This window comes from Propionicimonas paludicola, assembly GCF_002563675.1.
Taxonomy (GTDB): domain Bacteria; phylum Actinomycetota; class Actinomycetes; order Propionibacteriales; family Propionibacteriaceae; genus Propionicimonas; species Propionicimonas paludicola.
In genome coordinates, this window is the sequence record NZ_PDJC01000001.1 from 1,874,787 (window position 1) to 1,895,101 (window position 20,315).

The window sequence follows — 20,315 nt, forward strand, 5'->3', positions numbered from 1 at the left end:
TCCAAATCGCTTGGATGGCCCCGGACGATTCGCTCGCCAGGGAGGCTGTTGTTGGGGTGTTACTTGGTGCCGTCGAGGAGCGCCATCAGCGCTACCTGGTCGGGGTCGAGGTTCATGGCGCGGGCTTCCATCTGCACCATGTCGTCGCGCTGCTGCGGGGTGTAGCCGAGATCGATGCGGCCCTGCTCGGTCGGAACGAGCGGCCGGCCATCGGCGCCCTTCGTGGTGACCTTCTTCACGGCGGCATCTGTCACCTGTGCGGTGGTCGGGGTGCCCGGATCGCGCCAGTTGGTTTCGAGCATCATCGCGGCGTTGTCGTACTTGCCGGTCGCGAACCGGATCGCGTGCCGCATCGCCGTCTCGTAGCTGCCACCGAACGACACCTGCTGGTCCTCACACTTCTTGACCATGCGACGCTCAGATGCCCGCAGCGCGTCAGCAGAGGGCGGGTTGACTGAGTCGAAACTCATGTAGTCCGACGGCATGCCAGACAGCTGCGCAGTGAGGCGCGCGAGGAGCTTTATGGTGTCGTGGAAGTTCGTCAACGAGGACTCGGTGAACTGGCCAACAGCTACATCGGACGGCTTCTTCTCCGTCGCCCACAGGCGTCCCTTGATGACAGACCAAGTGTTCCGGGTGGTGCCGTCCGGGTTCTTGAAGTCGGACGCCTTGAGGCCGAACACCCACCGGCGAGGCATGGCGTGGAACTCGCCGGACACCATCATGTCGGTGGCCATCTTGTTGGCCGCGTTCGCGACAGGAATGATCGGGGCGAACTCGGTCCGGCCGTCACGCTGCTTCAACCGGGGACGGTTGACGAGTGGCACTAGCGGCACGAGTTCGGTTGACTTTACGTCCTGATCGACATACCACCCACCGCCCCCAGGCGCTGTGCGTAGGGTGATCCGTCGGCCGGGAAGGTAGATGTTCCGCCACTGGATGCTGGTGCGGTCATCCAAAAACTCGGCCCACGCCTTGAGCCCTCTGATGACGACACCAGACCGCGGGTCGCGGATCCACGCAACATCGAACGCAGACTCGGCCGTGATGGTTGGTGCGCCACTCCCTACGGCGGGGCCAACGAGCAGCGCAGACTTCGACAGCGAGATTGCGTCGACCTGGGCCATGTTGGCCTGCTCGTCCATGTTGTTCGCCTGCCACCACTGCCACAGCTCGTCTCCGCTAACCGCGGCGCCGGCGTCAGAAGCGGGGTAACGGAAACCGGTGCAGACATGCCGCTCTGCGTAGGCGTCGGCGACCATCTGCGGCCAGTTGATGACCAACTGTGTGACCGTCTCGCCGAGATCCTTCTCCAGATCCTTCGACATGTACTGCAGCGGTTGAGTCCCCATGTAGTACTGCTCGCAAACCAAGAGGCCGAGGTCGCCCATGATCCAGCTCGCACGAACCGCCTCGAGGTTGCCCAGGATGGTTAGGGTGGCCCCGTCTGGCTCGGTGGCTCGTGGGGTGAACGGCACTAGCGTCATCGGTCACCACCCTTCAGTAGACGTACATTGCAGATTCCCCGGCGGGCTCCCACCCGCTAGCGCGAGCATCACAGGCGGCTTCATGGGCGAGCACGTCAGCCATCAGGACGTCGATCTTCTGGTTCTCCGACGGCTTTCCGAGGATGAACTTGTCGCCCGGCTTCGCAACCTTCCGGGCGGCCAGCGCGGAGGAGCGAAACACCGGGTCTGGCTCGTGCGTGGTCAGCTTTTCGGCCAGGTCCTCGCGGTAGCGGATCAGCGCCGGGAACATTCGTGTGATCGAGTTCGTCGGCCACTGAATGACTCTGTCCTCGCCGTACTCGGATGCCCACGCATCGGCCTGGGTTTCGAAGTGCCGCGGGTCGATGTAGATCCGACCGACGTCATAGTGGTTGAACACCCAGTCGACGCAGGCGTTCACCTCGCCGCGGGGAATGCGGCCGTCCGGCCACTCCGACGGACGCCACACAGCCGGCCGCTTGTCCGGACCGTACGTCGGTGTGAACCGATGACCATCGATCGTCTCGAGCCTCAGCGCCGACCAGTCCTCAGACCGCGATCCGTCAAAACCGCCCGACACTGCAGTCCCGTCCGGAACCGCGGCGTGCTTCTCAACACCTTCGTACAGCGCCTCAGTGAGATAGGCGCCGAGACCCTGGACAAGCCGGTTCCCGAAGAACCTCTCAGCCTGCGTCGGATCTGTCTCCACGAGTTCGGCGGCGTCAGCATCAATTCCCTTGGGATCGACCCACGGGCTATCGGCATAGACGTACACGTGAATCTTGTGCCGTTCACGCTTATTCGCGTACGACAAGTTCGCCGGCGGCTTGCGGTAGTAGCGGAAGATGTCAGGCCGCAGCGAGTCGAACGCCTGCTGAGCCGCGCTGTTCTCCATCGGATCCCACGGATTCGTAAGCTCGATCGATCGACCCTGCATACCGGCCACACCGCGACGCATCGTCTGCCACGTGTCCAGCACGCCATTCTGCTTGGTATACAAACCAGACTCATCGCCAAGCGCGCCGGTGAGCGGCTTTCCGAGCTTCGACCGTGCCGCCCTCGACAGAGGAATGATCATTCCCCGGTTCGGGAGCCGAATGAAACCCTCACGGACGTGCACAAACTCTGCCAGCGGTCCGCTATGGATCATCGTCTGCAGCGGCTCATAAACGTTCTGCGTCTGCGCCTCAGAGAAGGCTAGGAGGCCGAGCAGCGATTTACGCCGTAGCATCCCCATCGCCTCACCGGGCCGGTAGTGGTACTCCCAGCCACACCCGCAGCCGTGGTCCTCGCAGCGGTACACCTCATCACCACGGGCCCAGCCAGCGAACAGCGTCGGTCCAACACCCTCAGCCAAGAGCATGCCCGCGCCCCACGGGGACTTGCCGCACTTCTGCGGGCCGACTACCACTGATCGGCGGTAGTGGAAGGGTGCCAGAAGCCTTCGCGGGTCGTAGATGGCCTTCGGGATGATCCGGTAATGGTTCGCGGTGCAGAACAGCTGCCAGCCGTTGAAGACCAGCGCCTCGCCCTCATAGACGCCGCCGGGAACCTTGCAGTGCTGCTCGACCCAGTCAGTGACTAGGAAGCCGAGAGTGTGGAGCGGGTTGAAGTCGAGAGCGAGTTCGTCACTCACCGACAACCTTCATGCGATCCCGAGAAGAGCCTTGCTTTACGACTTGCTCGCCAGGCTTGGCCTCGTCACTGCGCCGCTCGGCGAGTTCATCCTTGGCGATCGCCCAGCCCATCTCGGCCAGGCCGGCGGTCGTCATGCCGATCTGGTCAGCGAAACGATGCAGTTGCCCCAGCAGTGCAGCCGGCGCATCGGGAGCCTCGCAGCGGACCCGGACGCGAACCCACAGCGCGACAGTGCGAACACGCCAGGACTCCGACGGCATTGACCATGCGCACGCCTGCGGGGTGCGCCACGCCTCTTCCCAGAGCCGGAGCTCGGTGACGGATGCTTCGGACAACGGCCATTCGGGAGCACCGGACTTGTAGCCCTCAGACGGGAGCGCGGTCAGCTTGTAGCCAATCCGGTCAGAACGACCGGAGTTCGGATCCTTCGCAGGACCAGAACGATTGCGTGCACCACCACTACTCATGGGTCACTCCTCAACCTCGCTGGCATCGCGCCAGGCAGGAAACCCCAGCGCGTCGCGCGCTAGGGAAGGGACAGGCGGGCGACACCTTTCAGGTCGCCGACGATGTAGCCGTGACGAGCTAGAAGACGCACAGCCTCTTCACGCGAAATGTCCTGCGCATAGATCAGTTCCGGGCTCGGGCGGGCCTTAGTCCGACGCTCCACGTAGTTCTTGACCGCACCGCGCTTACCGACGTTCTTCGCGGTCTCGGCCACCTGCTCACCATTGAGCTGCGCCCGAGTTCGCTTCACGTACGACGCCCAACCCCGCCGAGTCGTGCCCTCAGTCGTCGTGATCATGCGGTTGCGCATACTCGGCGTGACGCCCCGATAGGCGTTGATCACCTGGTTCATGTCGGCGCCATCCGCGATCGCTCGCCGCTGCGCATCAGTCAGATCGTGAATCTGATCCGGAGCAATGTTGGAGGTCAGACCCTTCGCGGCACCCTGCCCAACCGGCTGATGAGTGCACTTACACCGACGGTGACGCTGGAAGCCTTGGTTCCACCTGAAGAACTTTCCAGCCAGCACCGCGCACGACTGACAGCACGGAGTATGCACGTACCGAATCCAGCCCGTCCGAGGAGTCGCCGCGATCGCCACACCGGAAGCGCCACGGCCGGCATCAAGCACCTGCATCTGCACAGCCATCTGCAACCAGTTACCGCCAAACGCCATCACCTGCTCGTCAGTCAATCCCGAACCGAACTTCATTCGCGACTGAACGATCGAGCCATACAACAGCGAGTCGAGCGGCATCCCATCAGAGGCCCAACCGCCGAAGGACTTGGCTTGAACCTTCGCAACCGGAGGACCAACCTCATCCTCGACATACGCGATCCCGTTCGACGCGGCACGCACCTGGGCAGCGGACACGATCAGCGCCAACCTGCCCGCAATCTCCGGCCACTTATCCAGATCACTACCGAGCCGCTCCCACTGACGAGCAGCCATAAGCGCAGCCGCCTCAGCAAGACGAACCTGCTCGAAGTAGTACTCGACCGGAGAAACCATTTAGAGCCCCCTCCGGGAACATTTGAACCCGCCGCGCCAAAAACGCCCCTCACCGGCGGTGTATCCGACTAGGGGTTTTGCCCCAACCCCCTATGCCGTGAGGGCCAGCAGATAGGCGTCAGTGAGGTGGTTGATGCGCGGGTCAAGAATGCGTGGGGCTAGGCCGCGACGCTCGCGATCGGCGTACCACTCGTGCAGGTATAGGTCCCGCTTGTCTGCATTGCACGGGCCGCAGGATGGAACGATGTTGGTGATGCTGTTTGAGCCGCCTCGCGACAGCGGGATCACGTGGTCGGGCTGCATGTCGTCTGTTCGCTCACCGCAGTAGGCGCATCCACCAATGGCGAGGTAGATCCGGATGACCTCGGACCACGTGTAGATGCCAGAGGCGGAATGCTCGCGCCCCCTGCGACGCATCTGGTGACTCCTTCGCGCGCAGCCCACTGAGCAGTACCGAGCGACTGTGCCGGTGATCCGCAGGTCGAAGACGTAGGAGGTGCTGCACCACTCGCAGAATCCTGCAACGAACCGAAGGATGGCATCTGACACTGGGGCGGACTGCCGTGATGGCTTACGCCTAACTACCGGACCGACCAACTCTCGGTGCTCGGCGATGTCGTGACCGAAGGTGAGGAAGTAGCGGCAGCGGTCGGAGCAGACGACGCGCCGCTTGAGTCCTGGTCCGTTCTTCACGACCATCTTCCCGCACACAGTGCACGGAACCTCGCGGTGCTGGTCCTTGCGGTAGGTGGCGTTCCAGTGCCGGGCACAGAGTCCGCGCGCCCGGAGTGGCAGGTCACAGCCGTCGATGGTGCAGGTCTTCATGGGTGTTTCCTCCGGAGATGCGGAAGCCCCGCCCTCCGGAGTGGAGACGGGGCTTCCTGGCCTCGGGGATCAGCCGAGGTTGTCTATATGTGCGCGGCCTTTCCGGCCTCGCTGTCGTTGCATGTTGGGCATTGGCCGCCGATCCATCCGGTGCGGTCGGCGTTGTGCCCAAGATGGAACTTGGTATCGAGTGGCTTGTTGCAGGTGACGCAGCGGATATCCTCGCCAGCCACGATGCGGCTCAGTATGCGGGCTCGTTCGGCTTGATGCTCGGCCCCGTAGCCGCGGTCCGTGCGGCTACCTCGCGCCTTGTCCCAGTCTTTGCGGCATTCGTCGCAGAGTCCTCGATAGGCTCCGGCGTCGATGGTGTTCGGGCATCCGGGTGTGCCGCAGACGCGCTTGCTCATCAGCCGTCCCACTCTCCGCCCTGGCGTTTCCCACGGCTGTCTAGGGTTCGGGCCTCAGGGCTCGTGACGTTGTGTGCTGTGGTGCTCGGGGCGGAGAGTAGGTCTAGGGGTTCAGTCGGTGATGGCCCGCTCGCAGTCGAGGCAGACCGCCATCGCTTCGTTGTCGGGATCGTCCTGTCCGGTGTAGATCAGTACGCCACATCGAGCACAGAGGGTGCAGCCTGGAGGCATCGGAGGATAGTCCGGCTTAGTGCCAGGCTCACCCTTGCGCCTCGGGTCCCACTTTGTGCAGAACCAGCACTTGTGCCGCCACTCGCCATAACCGTCCCAATGGGAGCGATCACCGAAGACATTCCCCATGGGAAGACTGATTGGCAGCTGAACTACTTCGAGCGCCATCAGACCTCACTCGTGCTGGATACGCCTACGTCAAAGCCGACTTGCTCGTCCTCGGTGTCGAGGTTGGTCCAGTAGGGCTTGATGCTGATGGTGGGTGCGTCGCCGAGTTCTTCGAGGTGGCTGATGATGAACGACCACGCCTCGGGCAAAGGTGTCGCAGCGTGTCGCGTACTTGATCGTGCGCTCAGTTGCGGCCACGCGTGAGTCCTCGTCTGGCCCGCCTGAGGGTGCGCTCCATGTGTTCGGCCTGGTCGGCGGTCAGGGACATTCCGGCCAGGTACATCTGGTGTGGCCGGCCGATATAGGTTTGTTCGATCTGCACGTGGATGAAGCCGTCGTTCACCCAGCCATCGGGTGCTTCCGGGTGGTCTCCGCGGCGGCTCCAGACGACGTGCAGGGTGTCGTTGTGGACCTCGGCGTCGTTCACGAGGCTGGTTGAGATCATTTCCTTGGGCATCTGCGCCCCTTTCGTTGTCCCCCATCGCGGGGTTATCCAGCCGTCTGCTGGAAGTCGGTGGTGGGGGGAGCTTGGCGTTTGCTCAACCCCCACCTAGCAGCCCTGATGGACCTGGGGCAGGGCTGCGTCTTAGGTGGCCCGTTTGGAGACTGCGCGGTGAGCCATTCCGCGGCTCGTGGGTGCCGAACGGAGGGGCCAGTGGCGGCCCGGGGAGTTGGCGCCGGAGCTTATGCGCTTGGTTTTGTCCCCGCCGTTCGCGCTATGAAGGACGGCGGTGCACCTCGCAGCCCAGGGGCAGCGTGACCGTCCGTTGGTCCGGGATTACGCCCGGTCGGCTCGGGGGCCTTTACTGGCCCAACTTCCCGATGGAATGGCCCCGCACGGCCTTAGGTGCCCCATGTGCGGCTGTGTCGTCCTGCCGGGTAGCTACTCCGGTGGTGTCGGCAGACCATGCACGCCCGGTGCTCTACAGCCTGAGGCTGACGGCTATGGGCGAGAGAGGGTCGGGAGGATCAGGTGGCCCGTTTGGCTCCACGGTGGGCCTAGCCGTGTCGGGGTTGCGGGTTATGCCGCTTGCCCTGACCGCCGGAAGGTAGGGACAGCCGCCAGTATGCGGCTCCGGTTCAGCTTGCCTCGGCGGCTGACTGGGGAGTGGTGAGCGCTTTCGTGAGTTCGTTGTCGAGCGCTCGGCGTAGGCCTATTGTCGACTCTCTGGCTGAGCGCTTGGCGCGATCGATAACCTCTTGCGCCTCTTCGGCTGAGGGCGTGAGCCGGTGCACGGCTTCGAGGCTCCGATCAATCTCGGCCCGCATCCTGCTAGCGGGAATCGCCAGCATGGCAAGTCGTGGAGTGAGCCGGGTCGATTCGTCACAGATGAAGTCGCGCTGGCCGTCCATCAGATCACCCACTCGGGCTTGAAGTCGGGATGATCCCGATACCGCTTCGCGAAGCTGGGTATCGGGGCTGGGAAGACGTGGTTTGGGTTGTCCCGCATGAGACGGTCGTACTCGACGATCAGATCATTGAGTTCGGACTCGGCCGCCGGGTCTTCGGTGATGCGTGCTTGGAGGAACTCGACCAGCTCATTCATGGGAGCCTCCACGGTTCGAACGCACGTTCGCAAACCTGTTCAGGGCGCGCAAAACCCGATGTGCTACCCAACATGGTAGCCGCCTTCCTTGCTGGTGTCTTGGAGGACACGGTTTGGTCTGTGGAGTGCTTCGTACTCGCGCACATCAGCGAGCCGGTACAGCCACACTTCGGAGGTGACGACGGTCTGCCCCTGCCAGTGCGGGACGACCCGCTTCTCGCGGGGGAGTCCGTGGTGGTCCTGCAAGTATTCGATGCGCTTGCGGGTGATCGGCTCCCCGGCAGCTTTCAGGGTGGTGACGATTTCGTGGATGGTCATCAGCTGGTCGCCTCGCGCTTCCAAAGCGTTCTGGTGATGCTCCACCCAGGAGGCCCGGTAGTCGCACGTTTTGCAAGTGACGAGTTCGCCGCGGATCACCCACAGGTCGGCGGTGCAGGTGGGGCACGGGCCCACATAGTCGATGTCTTCGGGACGTTCCAGGATGCGGTGGGCTTTCGCTGCGAGTCGGGACAGCTGCTGAAGAACCATGCCTCGGCGGGCCGGGTCTCTCAGCTTCTCGTCCCGAACCACCGTCAGAAGCTCATCCAGGGCTCGTGAGGCTGCCGGAGACCAGGGGATGGGTGATTCTTCCGGATGCTGCTGATCGCCCTTCCTGTGGCCGTGTGGGGCGAACCGGACATCTTTGCGGGCCGCCACCCCCAACTGCTCAACCAGGGCGGGCAGGTCGTGCAGGAGGTCTTCGAGGAGCTTCTCGCAATCCCCGCACAGGCTATCTTTGCGATGGTCGCAAGAGGTCGGTTCGGGATGGGTGACTTTCCAGCGCGGATCCCGGTACGTCATCCGGTATTCGGGCAGTGGTCGGCCGGCGAGACGTTCGAGTGCTGTCAGGGACACGACCGTGGCCTCAGGCCGGTGGTGCTGGGCGCAGCCGCACGTTCTGGTCGGCAGGTCGGTGATCGGGCACAGTTCGTCGTCGGTCATGCTTCCCCCTCAGCCTCGGTGCGCCGGTCCAGGGCCCGCCGTAGGTCGCTGGCTGGCGAATAGGTACGGCTACCCAAGCCGTGGCCCAGCCGAACGACAAAGCCGAGCTTCTGGATCGCCTCGGCGGTGCTCGATGCATCGTGGTAGGAGGTGGCGCGAGCAATCTGCAGCCTGTTGAGTTCGGCGAGAGTGTCTGCGTGCTCCGCCATGAACTTCATCAGCTTGGCGTCCGCCTCGTCGTAGGCGGCGACTGCGCGGTCCAGGGCTTCGTCGAGGGTGCCGATGGGTTCAATACGTCGGCTGGTTTGGTTCGTCATGATGCGACCTTTCGCAGGTAGATGGTGGTGGTGAGGGTGTAGACGGCGTTGGTGCCGTATCGGCCATCCATGAGCCGCAGGAGAGCGACGTAGAGGGCAGCCATGGCGAGCGCCAGGACGCGGGCCTGCGGGGTCACGAGTCCTCCATCGCGTCGCGCATTTCGTTGAGGGCGGATCTGACTGTTGGGGACTGGAAGGCGTGCCGCATTCGCGCTTCGAGGTCCTCGGCGTAGATGCCGGTTCGCTCTACCGCGTCCATGAGCCGGTCTGTGGCTAGACCTATGACGACGGCGGGCGGTTGCTCCCACGCCCTTGACTCCGGGTCGATCGGATGCACTTCAGGCTCGGTGTAGTCCGTCCGCGCCAGTGCTGCTTCGAGGCGTCGTAGCGCCGCCCTGAGTGCCCGGTCTGGGCCTGCCCAGCGGTGGTGCCAGCTACGGGGCCGCTTCTTGCCCTTGTGCTTCTGCCGGTGGGTCATTGCGGCCTCCCCCGATGTCCGTTCTCGGCGCAGACGCAGCGCCGCCGGGGATCGCTGGGCACTCGCTCGATGCAGCCCTGGTGGTCGCGGACGGTGCACGGGCCACACATCAGCTCTCCGCCTCAGGTTCGGCGATTATCTCGGGCACCACATCGCGGGTCAGCAGCGCGCCGACAGCAAGTGCATATCGCCGGACCGTTCCCAGCGTCGGGTTGCTGTCGACCAGCTCCATGTCCTGGATGACGTCCCGCGGAGCACAGCCCATGCGCTCAGCGACCGTCTCGATCGTGAGTTTGTGGTGCAGCCGTACCCGGATCAGCTGCCAGCGCATCAGCAGGTCGTGAGCCTCACCGGCGGCGATTTGCATCTCGATCAGGTGGTCGGCCATCACTCACCGTCCAGGGCTGCGAGGAACCAGCCGCCGATCTCGGAAGCTGATGCGTAGATCGGGAGCGTGCCTTGGCGAGCGAGGCCAGCAGCCAACGCCCGCACTCGCTCAACTGCCGCCTCAGCCTCCTCGGCGCGAGCGTTGGCGTCCTCGGCTTCGGACTCCCACTCGTGTGCCTCTTGGGTGGCCCGCACGACCTCCGAGCGTCGCTCGCTGGCCAGATCGGATAGCCGCTCCACCTCGTCGCACAGGGCAGCCAGCCACTCGGGGGCATGGGCAATCAGGTAGGCGTCGGCAACACCTTCGTCCTTCGCCACCTGCTCGTTGATCGAGACCCGGACATGGCTTTCCATGTCGCAGACGGTGTCCCCAACCGGTCCAGCCAAGACGTAGTGGTTCATCTCGAACTTGGAGTGCCCAGAGTCCGACGCTGACGCCTCCCAAGGTCCCGGTGTTGCTTTCGCCAGCGCTTCCCGCACCTCGGAGACCAGATCGCGCTGGTCGTCGGTGATCGGCTCAGGCATGGGAGCGCTCCTTCCTTCGGTTTGATCTGGAGACTGTTTCCGAGACTCGCTCTGGGTCTCCGGGTGGTCCGGCGAGCACGAGCTCGGCCGTGATGATGGATTGGCCGTAGATGCGGCGGTACTCGCGCTGTGTGAGCCCGAGCCAGCGGCCGGCCTCAGCCAAGATGTCTCGCTTGCGCTCGGGAGCGACCCAGGCCTTTCGCGGACGGGTCCGCTGCGAGTGTGGGTTGGAGACGTTCTCGGCATGGGTTGATAGGCACAGGTGCGCTGGGTTGGCGCAGCGGGTGTTCCTGCATCCACGCGGGCCGTCGTGATCGACCACCAGCCCTGACGGGATGGGGCCGTGGTTTGCCAGCCAGATGACGCGATGGACCACGCACATCGTTCCCTTTGGCTGCCCCGGTATCCACACCATTCCGTAGGTTCCCGCCCCGGGCCAGGTCCAGCAGCCTTCCCTCGGATAGCCGATCATCCGATCCAGAATCGACCGCACAAGATCTGGCCTGGTGGCTATCGCGTCGAGGATGAACTGGTCCTTTGTTGGCTTCATTGGATATTGCCCTCCTTCGTTTTCGGGCGCGCGTCTGTTGACAAGTTGTGAAAATTGAGTTGGTCTGTACCACCTACAGAGTTCGGTAGGGGTATTCGAAGACAAGGATGCGAAGCATCCGCGTCAGCATTGAGCGCGTAGCGCTCGTGGAGAGTTGGAGAGTGGAGAGTTGGTAAGTTTGAAAGATGGTTCGGGATCTGTTCCGGGAACAGTTACCGCCCGTGCTCCTGGAACAGTTCCTGGAACAGTTCCGGTAACAGTTCCTCGATCTGTTTCCACCCCGCGAGGTCGGGGTACTCCTGGTAGAGCTTGCTCAACTCCAGCCTGACTACCTTCTTCACCTTCTCTGAGCGCACCTTGAGGAACGCGGTGACGAACGCCTTGGTGAGATTCGGCTTCGCCAGCACGTTGTCATAGCGGAGGAATGTGCGTGCCAGCACCTCGCCGGTGGCCACATCGACGACGATCATCCGAGCCGCTTCGAGTTCGGACCACAGCTTCAGCACTCGCTTCTCGTTGAGATCGGACGCGAGACCCGCATACCGGGCCGGCATGTAGGGTGCCACGCCCGCCCAGGTCAGGTCCTCACTGGATAGCAGGGCCATATAGCAATCGTGGTGCGCGGTGCTTAGTTTGTGCCAATCCGGGTCGCGGTGAGTAACGCTCAAATAGCGGGCATATTCGCGTGCCATCAGGCGGCCTTTCTTCCAATGTTGATGCGTTCCCACACGTCGATCTCGCCGGACCTTCGACACGCCTTCTCGACGGCGCTTGCGGTGATGCCGAGTTGGCTGGTGATCGTGGCCAGGGATTGGCCGCCGTCGACAAGCCACTTGATGCGCTCGAATGTGGTCTCGGCTGCGTCGCTAAGGAACGGCGTCGCGGCTGGGTTGTCGATTCCGTTTGGTCCCATGTCGTCGTCCCAAGCAAGCGGTGGTGCCCACCCGTGTCGTCGGGCCGCCCCAATCGCCCTCGATCTCCTCGCCTTCTCGGCGCCGGGCGTTGGCACTCCTGGCCCTTCCCAGAGCGCGTCATACATGGCGGCGACGGCATCTCGCACACGGATGGTGACGGTTGTGCGACGTCCGGCTATCAGCGCCTCGACGGCGGCACGACAGATTCCTAGATGCTCGCCGAGCTCTGGCCGACTCCACCCCACTCGGCAGAGTGCGCGAAGCCTCCGAACGGTGCCGGTCGGGTCTGTCGTCAGCGATCCGCAAGTTGCTGCCTGGTGTCTCCATGTCTTGTGCTGGCGAGTGTGGGCCGTGCAGCAGGTGGTGCATCGGCACCCGTGATGGGTGTAGCAGTCGGCGCTTTCGGGGTGCGGGCAGAGGTGGGCGGTCCTTGCGACTCTCTGGCGGAGGGGTCTCAGGGTTTCGCCGCGGAGTTGTTGTTGATGGTGTCCGTTGCACAGGCCTTTGCTTCTGATCGGACGCCCACACCCGTCAAAAGCGCACACGTTCGCGTGCAGGCTGATCGGGTCGGCGGTCATGCTGGCTCTCCTTGGATCAGTGCTGACGGCTGCGCGAGTCGAGTGCGCAGCGACAGGTCGAGGTAGTCAGAGTTCAGGTCGATGCCGACGTAGCGCCGGCCGAGTTCAGCTGCGGCGAGGCCGGTGGTGCCTGATCCGCTGAACGGGTCGAGAACAATGCCGCCCGGCTTGCATCCGGCGGCGATGGCTCGGCGGGGAATCTCGACCGGGAAGGTGGCGAAGTGCGCCTCGCTGAACGGCTGGGTGGCGATCGCCCAGACGTCGCCGGGGTTGCGCTTCTCGTGGACTTCAAGCAACGTCGATCCAGGGTTGCCGCCCCAACGTCGCGCGCCCTTCTCGGTGCCAGTTGCGTCTGCGTAGGCGGCGAGGGTGTTCGGCTTATTGCCGGGCGCCTCGCCTGTGCTCGCCACCTTGATCAGGTCCAGATCGAACCAATACCGGCGACTCTTGGCGAACAGGAACAGGTGCTCATGCTTGGTGCTCAGCCGGTCAGTGACGGACTCCGGCATCCCGTTCGGCTTCGCCCAGATGATGTCGTTGCGCAGAATCCAGCCGTCATCCTGCAAGGCGAAGGCGGTTCGCCAAGGGACTCCGAGAAGGTTCTTCTCCGGGAGCACGACGCCGGGCTTTCGCCGGCGGGTGTCGTTCTTCTCTTGAGCTAGGCCGTGCTTTCGCCCCTCAAGCATCGACCCGGAGCCACGTCCCGATCCGCCCTGCCTTGCGTAGCTGTCCCCCAGGTTGAGCCACAGCGTCCCGTCGTCAGCCAGCACCCGGCGCACCTCGGCGAACACTGCCACCAGCACGGCCACGAACTCTGCCGGGGACGCCTCCGCGCCGATCTGGCCGGCCACGCCATAGTCACGCAGGCCAAAGTAGGGCGGGCTCGTCACGCAGCAGTCCACCGAAGCGTCCGGCAACTCGCGCAGCACGGCGAGCGCGTCCCCGTGGAACAGCGTCACCGAATCGTCGGAGTAGTACGGGATCATCGGTGTCCTTCTTCGTGCTTGCGCCACCGCGCGAGGGCGATGGCGAGGTTTGGGTGGCCGGATTCGTAGGCGTCGCAGTCCGGCCGGGTGCAGGCCCACCAGTGGCGACCGGAGCGGGCGACACCGCGGGCGGGGTTCATGCCGCACTCAGCGCTTCGGCGACCTGCCCGCCGAGCCACTGTGCGACGTTGACCGCGACGGCGTTTCCGGCCTGCATCTGCTGCTCACCGCGGTTGCCGGTGATGATGTAGTCAGCCGGGAAACGCTGGGCGTTCGCTGACTCTCGGGGGTGGAGCATGCGGAAGTAGCAGTCTTCGACCGAGACCTGGCCAGCCATGAGGCCGTGGCTCTCATGAGTTGCTTGGGTCGACAGCGGCTCGGCCAGACTGTGAGGCCTGGCGCCCTTGCGGTAGGGAATCACCAGCATCGGTCGAGTCGTCGTGACCAGGGCGGGCGTCGGCTCGGTGACCGGCTTCGCTTTGCCGCCGGAGGCCGGGCTCATGAGCATCGCACCCGCCGGCACAGTGAGTCCGTGATGGAACCCGCCGGCAGAGAAGGTCTGCAGCGGATCGCCGATCGGCGTGGCGGTCCCGTTTCGGCGCAGCATCGTCACGAAGGGCTCAGCCATGATGATCGCCTCGCCGTTCTTGGTGGAGCGGGTCGGCAGTGGCCCGCAGTCTGGGTCAAAGGCGCGAGCCCCGGTGTCGTGGTTGGTGGCCATCACGAACTTGGTGGCGATGCCAGTCTGCGAGCTCGTCGCTTGCGTGGGGAACGGCCAGACGCGGGGGTCGTCGGCGCGCAGGTAGTTTCCTGGCTTCCCGGTGGCCGCGTCGTAGGTGTTCCCAGCGGCTGCGACCATCACAGGATCGGACACCATGCGTAGGCCCGCTTCGATCCGGCGCAGCGTGCCCCCTGCGAGGGGGCGCATGCCGAGGTCGACCCGGTCCCCGATCCGAATGCCGAGGTCGGTCCAGTCGATCGCGGCCGCAGCTGGCGCTACGTATGGCTCCACCTGGCCGTGGTTCCCGACCGGACAGACATAGATGTACTGCTGCCGGTACTTGCCGATGTGGCGTCCGGGCTTCTTCCACCACTGCACCGCGGCGACATTGGCGTCGCACTTCGGGCACCAGGCCAAAGGTCGCGGCTCGACGTCCGGCTTACGGACTCCCTTGCGGGTGAACACCATGTACAGCCGGTCTCGCCACTGCGGTGCGTGCGGGTTCGCCTCGCCGCCAACGTGAGCGGCGCTAACCGATATGAACTGCACTTCGTAGCCCAGGGCAGCCATCGCGGAGAGCCAGATGTCGAACAGTTCCCAGGCCGCAGCCTCGACGACGTTCTCGATCATGACGGCCTCGTACTGGTGGATCTCGCAGGCGCGGATCACCTCCCAGAAAAGGTGACTCGGGTGCGCTCGAATGCGGCGCTGGCCACATGGCCGTGCTCTTCGAACAGCGACGGGCCTGCCTGGCCGCCACGGTCGCGCTTTCGGCGGCCCCCTGCGGGAGACACTTCCGTGCAGATCGGCGAGGCCCACAGCGCGCGAGTCCGGGGCAGATAGCGCAGGTCGACGGCCTGGAGGTCGGCGCACAGGTGCTCCGTGTCGGGGTGATTGGCCGAGTGCGTCTCGATAGCGGTGTCCCAGTGGTTCGCCGCGAGCTTGACCTGCCAGCCGGCAGCGCGCAGCCCTGTCGACGATCCACCCATGCCACAGAAGAAGTCGGTGACGTCGAGCGTCGTGGCGGTCTGATGTTGGGTGAGCATGTTCCTTCAGTTCTCTCTTCTTGGGGTACGCGAAGACCCCGCCACCAGCAGGTAGCGGGGTCTCGCTTGGGGTTATCGGGTCAGTATCCAGTAGCGGATGAGAGCCAGGAGGCGAGTCACGACGCCTCCTTGGCTTCGAGGTAGCGCCACTCGATCCGGGTGACTTCGTCGGTGGGGCTCATGCCCTGGGCATCGATGAAGAACTTGCGGACAAACGCGGTCGGCGTCATGTCGGGGAAGCCTTCGCGTCCGACCTCAGCGCAGGCCTCGAGGTAAGAGGTTGGAGTGTCGGCATACTCGGCGCCGTAGAGCAGCATCAGCGACTCGCGACGGACGCTGACCACCTCGACCTCGGCGACGCGGACCAGCGGCTCTCCAGGCTTTCGGCCCATGACCTTCCGGCAGAGAGTGAGGCGGTCACCGGGCTTCAGCAGGTGCCGGCCGCTCCGGTCGAGCCACCAGCCCTTGCGTCGGGTGACGGTCTTTCGGCGCTCCACCACGGCTTGCTCGGTGAATGCCACGGACATCAGTCGGCTCATCGCAGTCCCTCCCCGATGATGGGCAGCCAACCGGCCAACGATGCGAGCTGGTCGAACATCTCCTGCCAGGCGTTGAGCACGGTGGCGAGGGCTACGAAGACGAACAGCGCGCAGAGGGCGACGATGATCCGGGTCTGGCGGGCGATCACGAGTCGGCCCTGAAGAGGTTCATTGACCAGAGGCCGCACCGACCGCATGCCCGACCAGGAACATGCCCGTATCCCTGCGGCACCCAGTGGTGGCCCAGGGTGCGGCACCTTGCGACCTTGGCCAGGTACGCCAGCCATTGCAGTGGGTGACGTGCGACGGTCCGCCAGTAGACCTGACGACCGGTGAGTCTGGTTCTCATCGCTCGCCTCCTAGCTCAGCGTCGATCTGATCTAGCAGGGCCAGCAGATCGTCGGTGGTCACGAGTCCCTGGAAGGCCGCGTCCCGCAACCCGCCCCTCACTCGGTCGGTGACTGCCTTGACGGCGACGGGAAGGGCTGCGGCCGTAGCGCTAACGAACCCCATACCCATGAGGTCCGGATCGCTGTTCGGCCAGATAACGCCCCACTCGGCCCGCGCCATCCGCTCGATGATCTGCTCTCGGGTCTCAGGCATCGGAGTTCTCCCGGCGGTTTGGACAGTCCTCGTTGCACACTCCATCGCCGCACGCTCGCCCAGGATGGAGGTAGGGGCGGTGTCGATCAGTCCTGGCCCGGGTGGGACGAGCCGGAAACCCATTCCCAGGCAAGATTTCCACGAAGACGCTCGGCACCTCAGGTGTCGGCAGGCCCATCGCCTCGAACACGGGGGTTGGCTGAGCGGCTGCGAACGAAGCGGGGTCGTAGGGGTTGTACGCCTGCCACGAGTCGGGCCGAAGTCCAGCCTTGAAGCCCTCACTCCACGCTTCGGCCTTGCCCTGCTCGACGGTAGGGGCCTCGGCGAATAGTGCGAGGACGGCGTCAGCGGCCGACTCGCAGGCAGAGCACGGACCAACTTCGACGTAAGCCTCGCCGTCGTTGACTCGGCAGATGGCCTCGGCGATCTCATCTCGGCTCGGTGCGCAGCGGGCAGGCTCGGTGGGCTGGTCTCCGTCGTAGATGACTAGCACCCTGCCTGCATGGAGGCGAGCGGTGTCGTCGTCAACGCGGACAATCATGTAGGTACCATCGGGTCGCGGGTTGTCGCTATCGCAGCACTCGCAACAGCCACCCGCATCCGAGCATTCGACGCACTCTCGCGGCTCTCCATTGGAGAACTCCAGGGCAACCACGCGGCCGGGGTACGACTCGGCGGTCGTGATGATGTCGGTCATCGCCTGGCCCTCCGCATCTCGCGCTGGTCGGGCAGCGGGGAGACCCCGAAGGTGATTCCGTTGCCGCCAATCCGGTCCGACCGGATCGCTCCACTCCCCACCGGGGACTCGTGGTACAGGCGCTCGGTGCTCGGGTCAGCGCACAGCGGATAGTGGTAGACGCGCTCGGTGGCGTCGAGCAGTTCCTCAACCTCGCCGGCGAACACTTCGTGGTCGTTGGGCAGCAGCTGCTCACGGAGGTGGCGAACCACCGCGATCCGCGCCTCGTTGGGGTCGGTGGTGTTGGTGACGAGCCAACGCCCGCCATCTTCGCCAACATCGATGACCTTGATGTCGTTCACTTCATTGCCTCGCATTCGTTGATGTGCTTGTCCAGCAGGTCGTTGGAGTGGAAGCGGGTGCCGCAGATGCACACCCACCAGCCGCGAGCCTTGTGTCTGCGGACCGCGACCAGGGAGCCGGTCAGCAGCACGACGACAGCCAGGAAGACCAGGGCCGTCCAGGTGACAGGGTCAGTGTTCATGGCCGTTCCCCTTCGGGTGGACCTTCGGCTGCTTGATCCAGCGTTGAAGCTCCTTCACCAGTGCCCTGGCGGCGGCCTCGTCGAGGATCACGGCGGCGTGCTGCGGATCGGGCACCGTCTCGCCCTTCTCCGACCGCCCCCAAAGGGTCACCGCGTTCGGAGATTCAATGCCGATCCGGAGCCACGGCCCCACCCCGTCACCCTCGTCTGCGTCGTCGTTGCCGGGAACGCAGAACGGGGCGATATCGGCGAGGCTGATGCCCGCGGGCATCTCGACCTGATCGGCCGGGTTCGGGTAGTGGTTGCTCCATCCCTCGGCATATGACCGGATCTCGCCACCCACCCAGTAGGGCTGGGGATCGCGGAAGCCGTTCTCGTCGATGACCTTGCCACCGACCGACTCGCCCTCGTCCTCCCAGCCGACGGTGATCCTGCTGCACCAGATGCTCATTCGATCCCCCACAGTGCGAGCCAGAACACGGACACGATCACGCCGACGACACCCAGCAGGCCCAAGATCAGAGCCAGGGCCATCGCAGGCCGATAGTTGGTGCTCATGCTGCCCCTCCTTCGATCGGTAGAACTCCCTCGGGAACCAGCCGACGGTCAGCTTCGAGTGCCGCAACGCGGTCCTTGATCAGCGCCTTGGTCTCGTCGGTGCGCGCCGCCCGGTAGAGGTTGCGCAACTCGTCCACGTCGGTGCATTCGGCGACCTGCTGCGGTGTCGGCTCGGTCGGCTTGGCGGCGGGTGCTGCAGCCTCGGAGAGCGGCTCAACGTGCCAGGTGCCGCCCTTGCCTCGCGTCGGGATGATCGGTGCATCCATCGGGCCGTCGATGTGTGACAAGGCCCTGATCCGGATTCCGCCGACCTTCTCGCCGGCGTAGAGCACGTTCATGTCGCAATAGAGTTCGACGCGGCGTCCGACATAGAGCGCGCCCTTGCCTCCCCAGCAGAAGGCAAGCACCCGCCGCTGGTTCTTCCCGGGCTTCCATGGGCGCGGGAATTCGGCAAACCGGATCGTGGTCGGCTGCTCCTGGCCCTTGGTAGTGCGGCACTCGGTGATGGTGAACACGCGAGGCCCATCAGCAAGATCGACAGCGTCTAGCTGCTCGGACTTCGGGGCGAGGGTGTCGCCGATATCGGACTCGGTCATCAGAAAGGCACCTCCTCTGGGCGCTGGTCGTATTCCCCGCTGGACAGCAATCAAGGCAGAGGCGGTGGTGCCACCACTGCTGATTGCCAACGTCAGGGTTATTGGGTGGGAGTGCGGTCGCTAGGTACTGCTGGCCGGACTCGATGTAGTGGCGCTCGCTTGCAAGGTGTCCATCGCAGACATGTCGTCGCCCGGCCGTCACCAGGCCAGCGATGGAGCCTGGGGTGAGCGTCACCCGGGCGCGGTAGTGGTCCATCACTCAATCTCCAGGTTGTAGTTGATTCGTTCGGTCGCGGGCAGCCCTTCGACTGCCTGCTTGTAGTTGGCGACCATCTCGGCGATGGTCTGCTCGGTGGCGGCTGTGGCGGCGATGATCGCTGCCTGCCATGCCGGGTCGGGATAGACCCTCTTGCGCCACATCGGCATGCCGCCGCAGTAGCTGATGTAGTCGCACCAGGCACGATTGGACGCGAGTAGCCCGGTCTGGATTTGGGCCATGTTCTCGGCCGGCACTTCGTCGGCGAGGATCGTTCGCATCTGGATCTTGGGCCGCCTGCTCTTGACCTCGATTAGCCCGTCATCGCCCACCAGACCGTCTGGTGAGTAGCCGATCGAGAAGCCCCAGTCGTCGCGGACGATGAAGCCGCACTCAGTCACCGGCTCGTACGTCTTCGAGTACAGGTCGCGGGCTAGTGGCTCATCCATCCGGCCACGCAGCATGTCGAAGCTCTCGTAGGTGTCGTCGCTGAACCCGTTGATCCGTTCGGCAGCAAGTAGAAGGGTGACCGCTCGGGCCGTGTCGCCAGTCGCAATGCCGTAGGTGGGCGGCTCGTCGGCGGCATCGGCTGTGCGGCAGTAGTGAAAGCCCTTCATGGGTGTTGGAGTCTTCCGGTTCGCGCTGAGGCATGGGAGCCCAGGATGAGCACCACAGCCAGTGCAGAAGACGGCCAGCGGATCGGGTGCTTCGACGGTGACCAGCGAACCGATCACCGAAGCTGTCACCATGCCGCACCGAAGCTCAAACCACTCGGGCGAACGCTGCTCCAGGTCGTGGTGGTAGGTGATGTGGGCGGTCATGCCGCCACCCGCCGTTCGCTCGCAGCCCAAGCCCGTACCGCAGACTCGGCCTCAGCGCGGAACTCGAAGCTGCTACCGACCTGCCACCATGAGCCGTCCGCCCGATAGCCGGTTGCGAACCATTGCCGCGCACAGCAGCCGGCGTGAACCTCGCCGATGATCGAGCCTCCTGCATCACGGATGACGGCATGGCGAACCATGGGCAGCACTCCGCCGCAACGCCCTAGCTCGCGCATCAGTCCTCGATTCCGTAGATCTCGGCCTGCGCCTTGATGGCTGCTAGCGGGTCGGTGTGGGTCATGAGAAGCCGCAGATCGGCCAGGTCCTCAGCGCAGAGCCGGTCGGCTAGGTCGGCCTCTTCCGCGGCAGTCAGCGGCCCTTGGTCGTCCTGCTCGGGGTGTTCGTGGTACATGTCGC

Annotated in this window: 32 protein-coding genes; all 32 read right to left on the reverse strand. The window is 64.5% G+C overall.

Features of this window, described 5'->3' with window-relative positions; genetic code table 11:
- Positions 1–59: 59 nt before the first annotated feature.
- Positions 60–1,487: a phage portal protein gene (locus ATK74_RS08675; RefSeq protein WP_098460655.1), complete on the reverse strand. Its 1,428-nt coding sequence runs from the start codon at positions 1,485–1,487 to the stop codon at positions 60–62.
- Positions 1,488–1,500: 13 nt separating this feature from the next.
- The gene (locus ATK74_RS15580) at positions 1,501–3,123 is read right to left on the reverse strand and encodes a hypothetical protein (RefSeq protein WP_245840850.1); all 1,623 of its coding nucleotides are present in this window, start codon (positions 3,121–3,123) and stop codon (positions 1,501–1,503) included.
- Positions 3,116–3,592: a hypothetical protein gene (locus ATK74_RS08685; RefSeq protein ID WP_098460657.1), complete on the reverse strand. Its 477-nt coding sequence runs from the start codon at positions 3,590–3,592 to the stop codon at positions 3,116–3,118. The genes ATK74_RS15580 and ATK74_RS08685 overlap by 8 nt, the downstream gene beginning before the upstream one ends.
- Before the next feature lie 59 nt (positions 3,593–3,651).
- The gene (locus ATK74_RS08690; protein ID WP_098460658.1) at positions 3,652–4,644 is read right to left on the reverse strand and encodes a hypothetical protein; all 993 of its coding nucleotides are present in this window, start codon (positions 4,642–4,644) and stop codon (positions 3,652–3,654) included.
- 90 nt (positions 4,645–4,734) lie between these two features.
- Positions 4,735–5,469, reverse strand: coding sequence for an HNH endonuclease (locus tag ATK74_RS15585; RefSeq protein ID WP_098460659.1), 735 nt, complete (start codon positions 5,467–5,469; stop codon positions 4,735–4,737).
- An 83-nt stretch (positions 5,470–5,552) separates the two neighbouring features.
- Entirely contained in the window at positions 5,553–5,876 is a 324-nt protein-coding gene (locus ATK74_RS15160; RefSeq protein WP_143483607.1) for a hypothetical protein, read from the reverse strand.
- A gap of 398 nt (positions 5,877–6,274) precedes the next feature.
- Positions 6,275–6,424: a hypothetical protein gene (locus ATK74_RS15370; RefSeq protein ID WP_169923788.1), complete on the reverse strand. Its 150-nt coding sequence runs from the start codon at positions 6,422–6,424 to the stop codon at positions 6,275–6,277.
- A gap of 35 nt (positions 6,425–6,459) precedes the next feature.
- A complete protein-coding gene (locus ATK74_RS08700; RefSeq protein ID WP_143483608.1) occupies positions 6,460–6,732 on the reverse strand; it encodes a hypothetical protein in 273 nt (90 codons plus the stop codon).
- Between the two features lie 623 nt (positions 6,733–7,355).
- Positions 7,356–7,628: a hypothetical protein gene (locus tag ATK74_RS08705; RefSeq protein WP_098460661.1), complete on the reverse strand. Its 273-nt coding sequence runs from the start codon at positions 7,626–7,628 to the stop codon at positions 7,356–7,358.
- Complete coding sequence (locus ATK74_RS08710) at positions 7,628–7,822, reverse strand: hypothetical protein (protein ID WP_098460662.1); 195 nt, start codon at positions 7,820–7,822, stop codon at positions 7,628–7,630. Before ATK74_RS08710 ends, ATK74_RS08705 begins: the two co-directional genes overlap by 1 nt.
- A gap of 63 nt (positions 7,823–7,885) precedes the next feature.
- A complete protein-coding gene (locus ATK74_RS08715; protein WP_098460663.1) occupies positions 7,886–8,803 on the reverse strand; it encodes a hypothetical protein in 918 nt (305 codons plus the stop codon).
- The gene (locus tag ATK74_RS08720) at positions 8,800–9,120 is read right to left on the reverse strand and encodes a hypothetical protein (protein ID WP_098460664.1); all 321 of its coding nucleotides are present in this window, start codon (positions 9,118–9,120) and stop codon (positions 8,800–8,802) included. Before ATK74_RS08720 ends, ATK74_RS08715 begins: the two co-directional genes overlap by 4 nt.
- Positions 9,117–9,257: a hypothetical protein gene (locus ATK74_RS15375; protein WP_169923789.1), complete on the reverse strand. Its 141-nt coding sequence runs from the start codon at positions 9,255–9,257 to the stop codon at positions 9,117–9,119. Before ATK74_RS15375 ends, ATK74_RS08720 begins: the two co-directional genes overlap by 4 nt.
- Positions 9,254–9,598, reverse strand: coding sequence for a hypothetical protein (locus ATK74_RS15165; protein ID WP_143483609.1), 345 nt, complete (start codon positions 9,596–9,598; stop codon positions 9,254–9,256). Before ATK74_RS15165 ends, ATK74_RS15375 begins: the two co-directional genes overlap by 4 nt.
- 109 nt (positions 9,599–9,707) lie before the next feature.
- Complete coding sequence (locus tag ATK74_RS08730; RefSeq protein ID WP_098460666.1) at positions 9,708–9,986, reverse strand: helix-turn-helix domain-containing protein; 279 nt, start codon at positions 9,984–9,986, stop codon at positions 9,708–9,710.
- A complete protein-coding gene (locus tag ATK74_RS08735; protein ID WP_098460667.1) occupies positions 9,986–10,510 on the reverse strand; it encodes a hypothetical protein in 525 nt (174 codons plus the stop codon). The genes ATK74_RS08730 and ATK74_RS08735 overlap by 1 nt, the downstream gene beginning before the upstream one ends.
- Positions 10,503–11,060: an HNH endonuclease signature motif containing protein gene (locus ATK74_RS08740; RefSeq protein ID WP_098460668.1), complete on the reverse strand. Its 558-nt coding sequence runs from the start codon at positions 11,058–11,060 to the stop codon at positions 10,503–10,505. Before ATK74_RS08740 ends, ATK74_RS08735 begins: the two co-directional genes overlap by 8 nt.
- 212 nt (positions 11,061–11,272) lie before the next feature.
- Positions 11,273–11,752, reverse strand: a complete 480-nt coding sequence (locus ATK74_RS08745; RefSeq protein ID WP_143483610.1) for a hypothetical protein — start codon at positions 11,750–11,752, stop codon at positions 11,273–11,275.
- Complete coding sequence (locus ATK74_RS15170) at positions 11,752–12,099, reverse strand: hypothetical protein (protein WP_143483611.1); 348 nt, start codon at positions 12,097–12,099, stop codon at positions 11,752–11,754. The genes ATK74_RS08745 and ATK74_RS15170 overlap by 1 nt, the downstream gene beginning before the upstream one ends.
- A gap of 449 nt (positions 12,100–12,548) precedes the next feature.
- Positions 12,549–13,538: a DNA-methyltransferase gene (locus ATK74_RS08755; protein WP_098460671.1), complete on the reverse strand. Its 990-nt coding sequence runs from the start codon at positions 13,536–13,538 to the stop codon at positions 12,549–12,551.
- 136 nt (positions 13,539–13,674) lie between these two features.
- A complete protein-coding gene (locus tag ATK74_RS08760) occupies positions 13,675–14,928 on the reverse strand; it encodes a DNA cytosine methyltransferase (RefSeq protein WP_169923790.1) in 1,254 nt (417 codons plus the stop codon).
- Positions 14,925–15,305: a DNA cytosine methyltransferase gene (locus tag ATK74_RS15380; protein ID WP_169923791.1), complete on the reverse strand. Its 381-nt coding sequence runs from the start codon at positions 15,303–15,305 to the stop codon at positions 14,925–14,927. The genes ATK74_RS08760 and ATK74_RS15380 overlap by 4 nt, the downstream gene beginning before the upstream one ends.
- 116 nt (positions 15,306–15,421) lie before the next feature.
- Positions 15,422–15,844 (reverse strand): ASCH domain-containing protein, encoded by a 423-nt coding sequence (locus ATK74_RS08765; RefSeq protein WP_098460672.1) that lies wholly within the window; start codon positions 15,842–15,844, stop codon positions 15,422–15,424.
- On the reverse strand, positions 15,841–15,993 hold the full coding sequence (locus ATK74_RS15385; protein WP_169923792.1) for a hypothetical protein: 153 nt from the start codon (positions 15,991–15,993) through the stop codon (positions 15,841–15,843). Before ATK74_RS15385 ends, ATK74_RS08765 begins: the two co-directional genes overlap by 4 nt.
- A 196-nt stretch (positions 15,994–16,189) precedes the next feature.
- Entirely contained in the window at positions 16,190–16,447 is a 258-nt protein-coding gene (locus tag ATK74_RS08770; protein WP_098460673.1) for a hypothetical protein, read from the reverse strand.
- A complete protein-coding gene (locus ATK74_RS08775; protein ID WP_098460674.1) occupies positions 16,440–17,144 on the reverse strand; it encodes a hypothetical protein in 705 nt (234 codons plus the stop codon). Before ATK74_RS08775 ends, ATK74_RS08770 begins: the two co-directional genes overlap by 8 nt.
- Positions 17,141–17,485 (reverse strand): hypothetical protein, encoded by a 345-nt coding sequence (locus ATK74_RS08780; protein WP_098460675.1) that lies wholly within the window; start codon positions 17,483–17,485, stop codon positions 17,141–17,143. Before ATK74_RS08780 ends, ATK74_RS08775 begins: the two co-directional genes overlap by 4 nt.
- Positions 17,482–17,667, reverse strand: coding sequence for a hypothetical protein (locus ATK74_RS08785; RefSeq protein ID WP_098460676.1), 186 nt, complete (start codon positions 17,665–17,667; stop codon positions 17,482–17,484). Before ATK74_RS08785 ends, ATK74_RS08780 begins: the two co-directional genes overlap by 4 nt.
- Positions 17,657–18,118: a hypothetical protein gene (locus ATK74_RS08790; RefSeq protein WP_098460677.1), complete on the reverse strand. Its 462-nt coding sequence runs from the start codon at positions 18,116–18,118 to the stop codon at positions 17,657–17,659. The genes ATK74_RS08785 and ATK74_RS08790 overlap by 11 nt, the downstream gene beginning before the upstream one ends.
- Positions 18,119–18,221: 103 nt before the next feature.
- Positions 18,222–18,821, reverse strand: coding sequence for a hypothetical protein (locus ATK74_RS08795; protein ID WP_098460678.1), 600 nt, complete (start codon positions 18,819–18,821; stop codon positions 18,222–18,224).
- A 255-nt stretch (positions 18,822–19,076) separates the two neighbouring features.
- Positions 19,077–19,898, reverse strand: a complete 822-nt coding sequence (locus tag ATK74_RS08800) for a YqaJ viral recombinase family protein (RefSeq protein WP_169923793.1) — start codon at positions 19,896–19,898, stop codon at positions 19,077–19,079.
- Between the two features lie 235 nt (positions 19,899–20,133).
- Entirely contained in the window at positions 20,134–20,310 is a 177-nt protein-coding gene (locus ATK74_RS15390; protein WP_169923794.1) for a hypothetical protein, read from the reverse strand.
- Positions 20,311–20,315: the final 5 nt, after the last annotated feature.

Excerpts from the sequence above, each read along its gene's own strand:
- ATK74_RS08675 (WP_098460655.1), bottom strand. The coding sequence starts at position 1,487 with ATGACGCTAGTGCCGTTCACCCCACGAGCCACCGAGCCAGACGGGGCC.
- ATK74_RS08685 (WP_098460657.1), bottom strand. The coding sequence starts at position 3,592 with ATGAGTAGTGGTGGTGCACGCAATCGTTCTGGTCCTGCGAAGGATCCG.
- ATK74_RS08690 (WP_098460658.1), bottom strand. The coding sequence starts at position 4,644 with ATGGTTTCTCCGGTCGAGTACTACTTCGAGCAGGTTCGTCTTGCTGAG.
- ATK74_RS15585 (WP_098460659.1), bottom strand. The coding sequence starts at position 5,469 with ATGAAGACCTGCACCATCGACGGCTGTGACCTGCCACTCCGGGCGCGC.
- ATK74_RS15160 (WP_143483607.1), bottom strand. The coding sequence starts at position 5,876 with ATGAGCAAGCGCGTCTGCGGCACACCCGGATGCCCGAACACCATCGAC.
- ATK74_RS08700 (WP_143483608.1), bottom strand. The coding sequence starts at position 6,732 with ATGCCCAAGGAAATGATCTCAACCAGCCTCGTGAACGACGCCGAGGTC.
- ATK74_RS08705 (WP_098460661.1), bottom strand. The coding sequence starts at position 7,628 with ATGGACGGCCAGCGCGACTTCATCTGTGACGAATCGACCCGGCTCACT.
- ATK74_RS08710 (WP_098460662.1), bottom strand. The coding sequence starts at position 7,822 with ATGAATGAGCTGGTCGAGTTCCTCCAAGCACGCATCACCGAAGACCCG.
- ATK74_RS08715 (WP_098460663.1), bottom strand. The coding sequence starts at position 8,803 with ATGACCGACGACGAACTGTGCCCGATCACCGACCTGCCGACCAGAACG.
- ATK74_RS08720 (WP_098460664.1), bottom strand. The coding sequence starts at position 9,120 with ATGACGAACCAAACCAGCCGACGTATTGAACCCATCGGCACCCTCGAC.
- ATK74_RS15165 (WP_143483609.1), bottom strand. The coding sequence starts at position 9,598 with ATGACCCACCGGCAGAAGCACAAGGGCAAGAAGCGGCCCCGTAGCTGG.
- ATK74_RS08730 (WP_098460666.1), bottom strand. The coding sequence starts at position 9,986 with ATGGCCGACCACCTGATCGAGATGCAAATCGCCGCCGGTGAGGCTCAC.
- ATK74_RS08735 (WP_098460667.1), bottom strand. The coding sequence starts at position 10,510 with ATGCCTGAGCCGATCACCGACGACCAGCGCGATCTGGTCTCCGAGGTG.
- ATK74_RS08740 (WP_098460668.1), bottom strand. The coding sequence starts at position 11,060 with ATGAAGCCAACAAAGGACCAGTTCATCCTCGACGCGATAGCCACCAGG.
- ATK74_RS08745 (WP_143483610.1), bottom strand. The coding sequence starts at position 11,752 with ATGGCACGCGAATATGCCCGCTATTTGAGCGTTACTCACCGCGACCCG.
- ATK74_RS15170 (WP_143483611.1), bottom strand. The coding sequence starts at position 12,099 with ATGTATGACGCGCTCTGGGAAGGGCCAGGAGTGCCAACGCCCGGCGCC.
- ATK74_RS08755 (WP_098460671.1), bottom strand. The coding sequence starts at position 13,538 with ATGATCCCGTACTACTCCGACGATTCGGTGACGCTGTTCCACGGGGAC.
- ATK74_RS15380 (WP_169923791.1), bottom strand. The coding sequence starts at position 15,305 with ATGCTCACCCAACATCAGACCGCCACGACGCTCGACGTCACCGACTTC.
- ATK74_RS08765 (WP_098460672.1), bottom strand. The coding sequence starts at position 15,844 with ATGAGCCGACTGATGTCCGTGGCATTCACCGAGCAAGCCGTGGTGGAG.
- ATK74_RS08770 (WP_098460673.1), bottom strand. The coding sequence starts at position 16,447 with ATGCCTGAGACCCGAGAGCAGATCATCGAGCGGATGGCGCGGGCCGAG.
- ATK74_RS08775 (WP_098460674.1), bottom strand. The coding sequence starts at position 17,144 with ATGACCGACATCATCACGACCGCCGAGTCGTACCCCGGCCGCGTGGTT.
- ATK74_RS08785 (WP_098460676.1), bottom strand. The coding sequence starts at position 17,667 with ATGAACACTGACCCTGTCACCTGGACGGCCCTGGTCTTCCTGGCTGTC.
- ATK74_RS08790 (WP_098460677.1), bottom strand. The coding sequence starts at position 18,118 with ATGAGCATCTGGTGCAGCAGGATCACCGTCGGCTGGGAGGACGAGGGC.
- ATK74_RS08795 (WP_098460678.1), bottom strand. The coding sequence starts at position 18,821 with ATGACCGAGTCCGATATCGGCGACACCCTCGCCCCGAAGTCCGAGCAG.
- ATK74_RS08800 (WP_169923793.1), bottom strand. The coding sequence starts at position 19,898 with ATGACCGCCCACATCACCTACCACCACGACCTGGAGCAGCGTTCGCCC.
- ATK74_RS15390 (WP_169923794.1), bottom strand. The coding sequence starts at position 20,310 with ATGTACCACGAACACCCCGAGCAGGACGACCAAGGGCCGCTGACTGCC.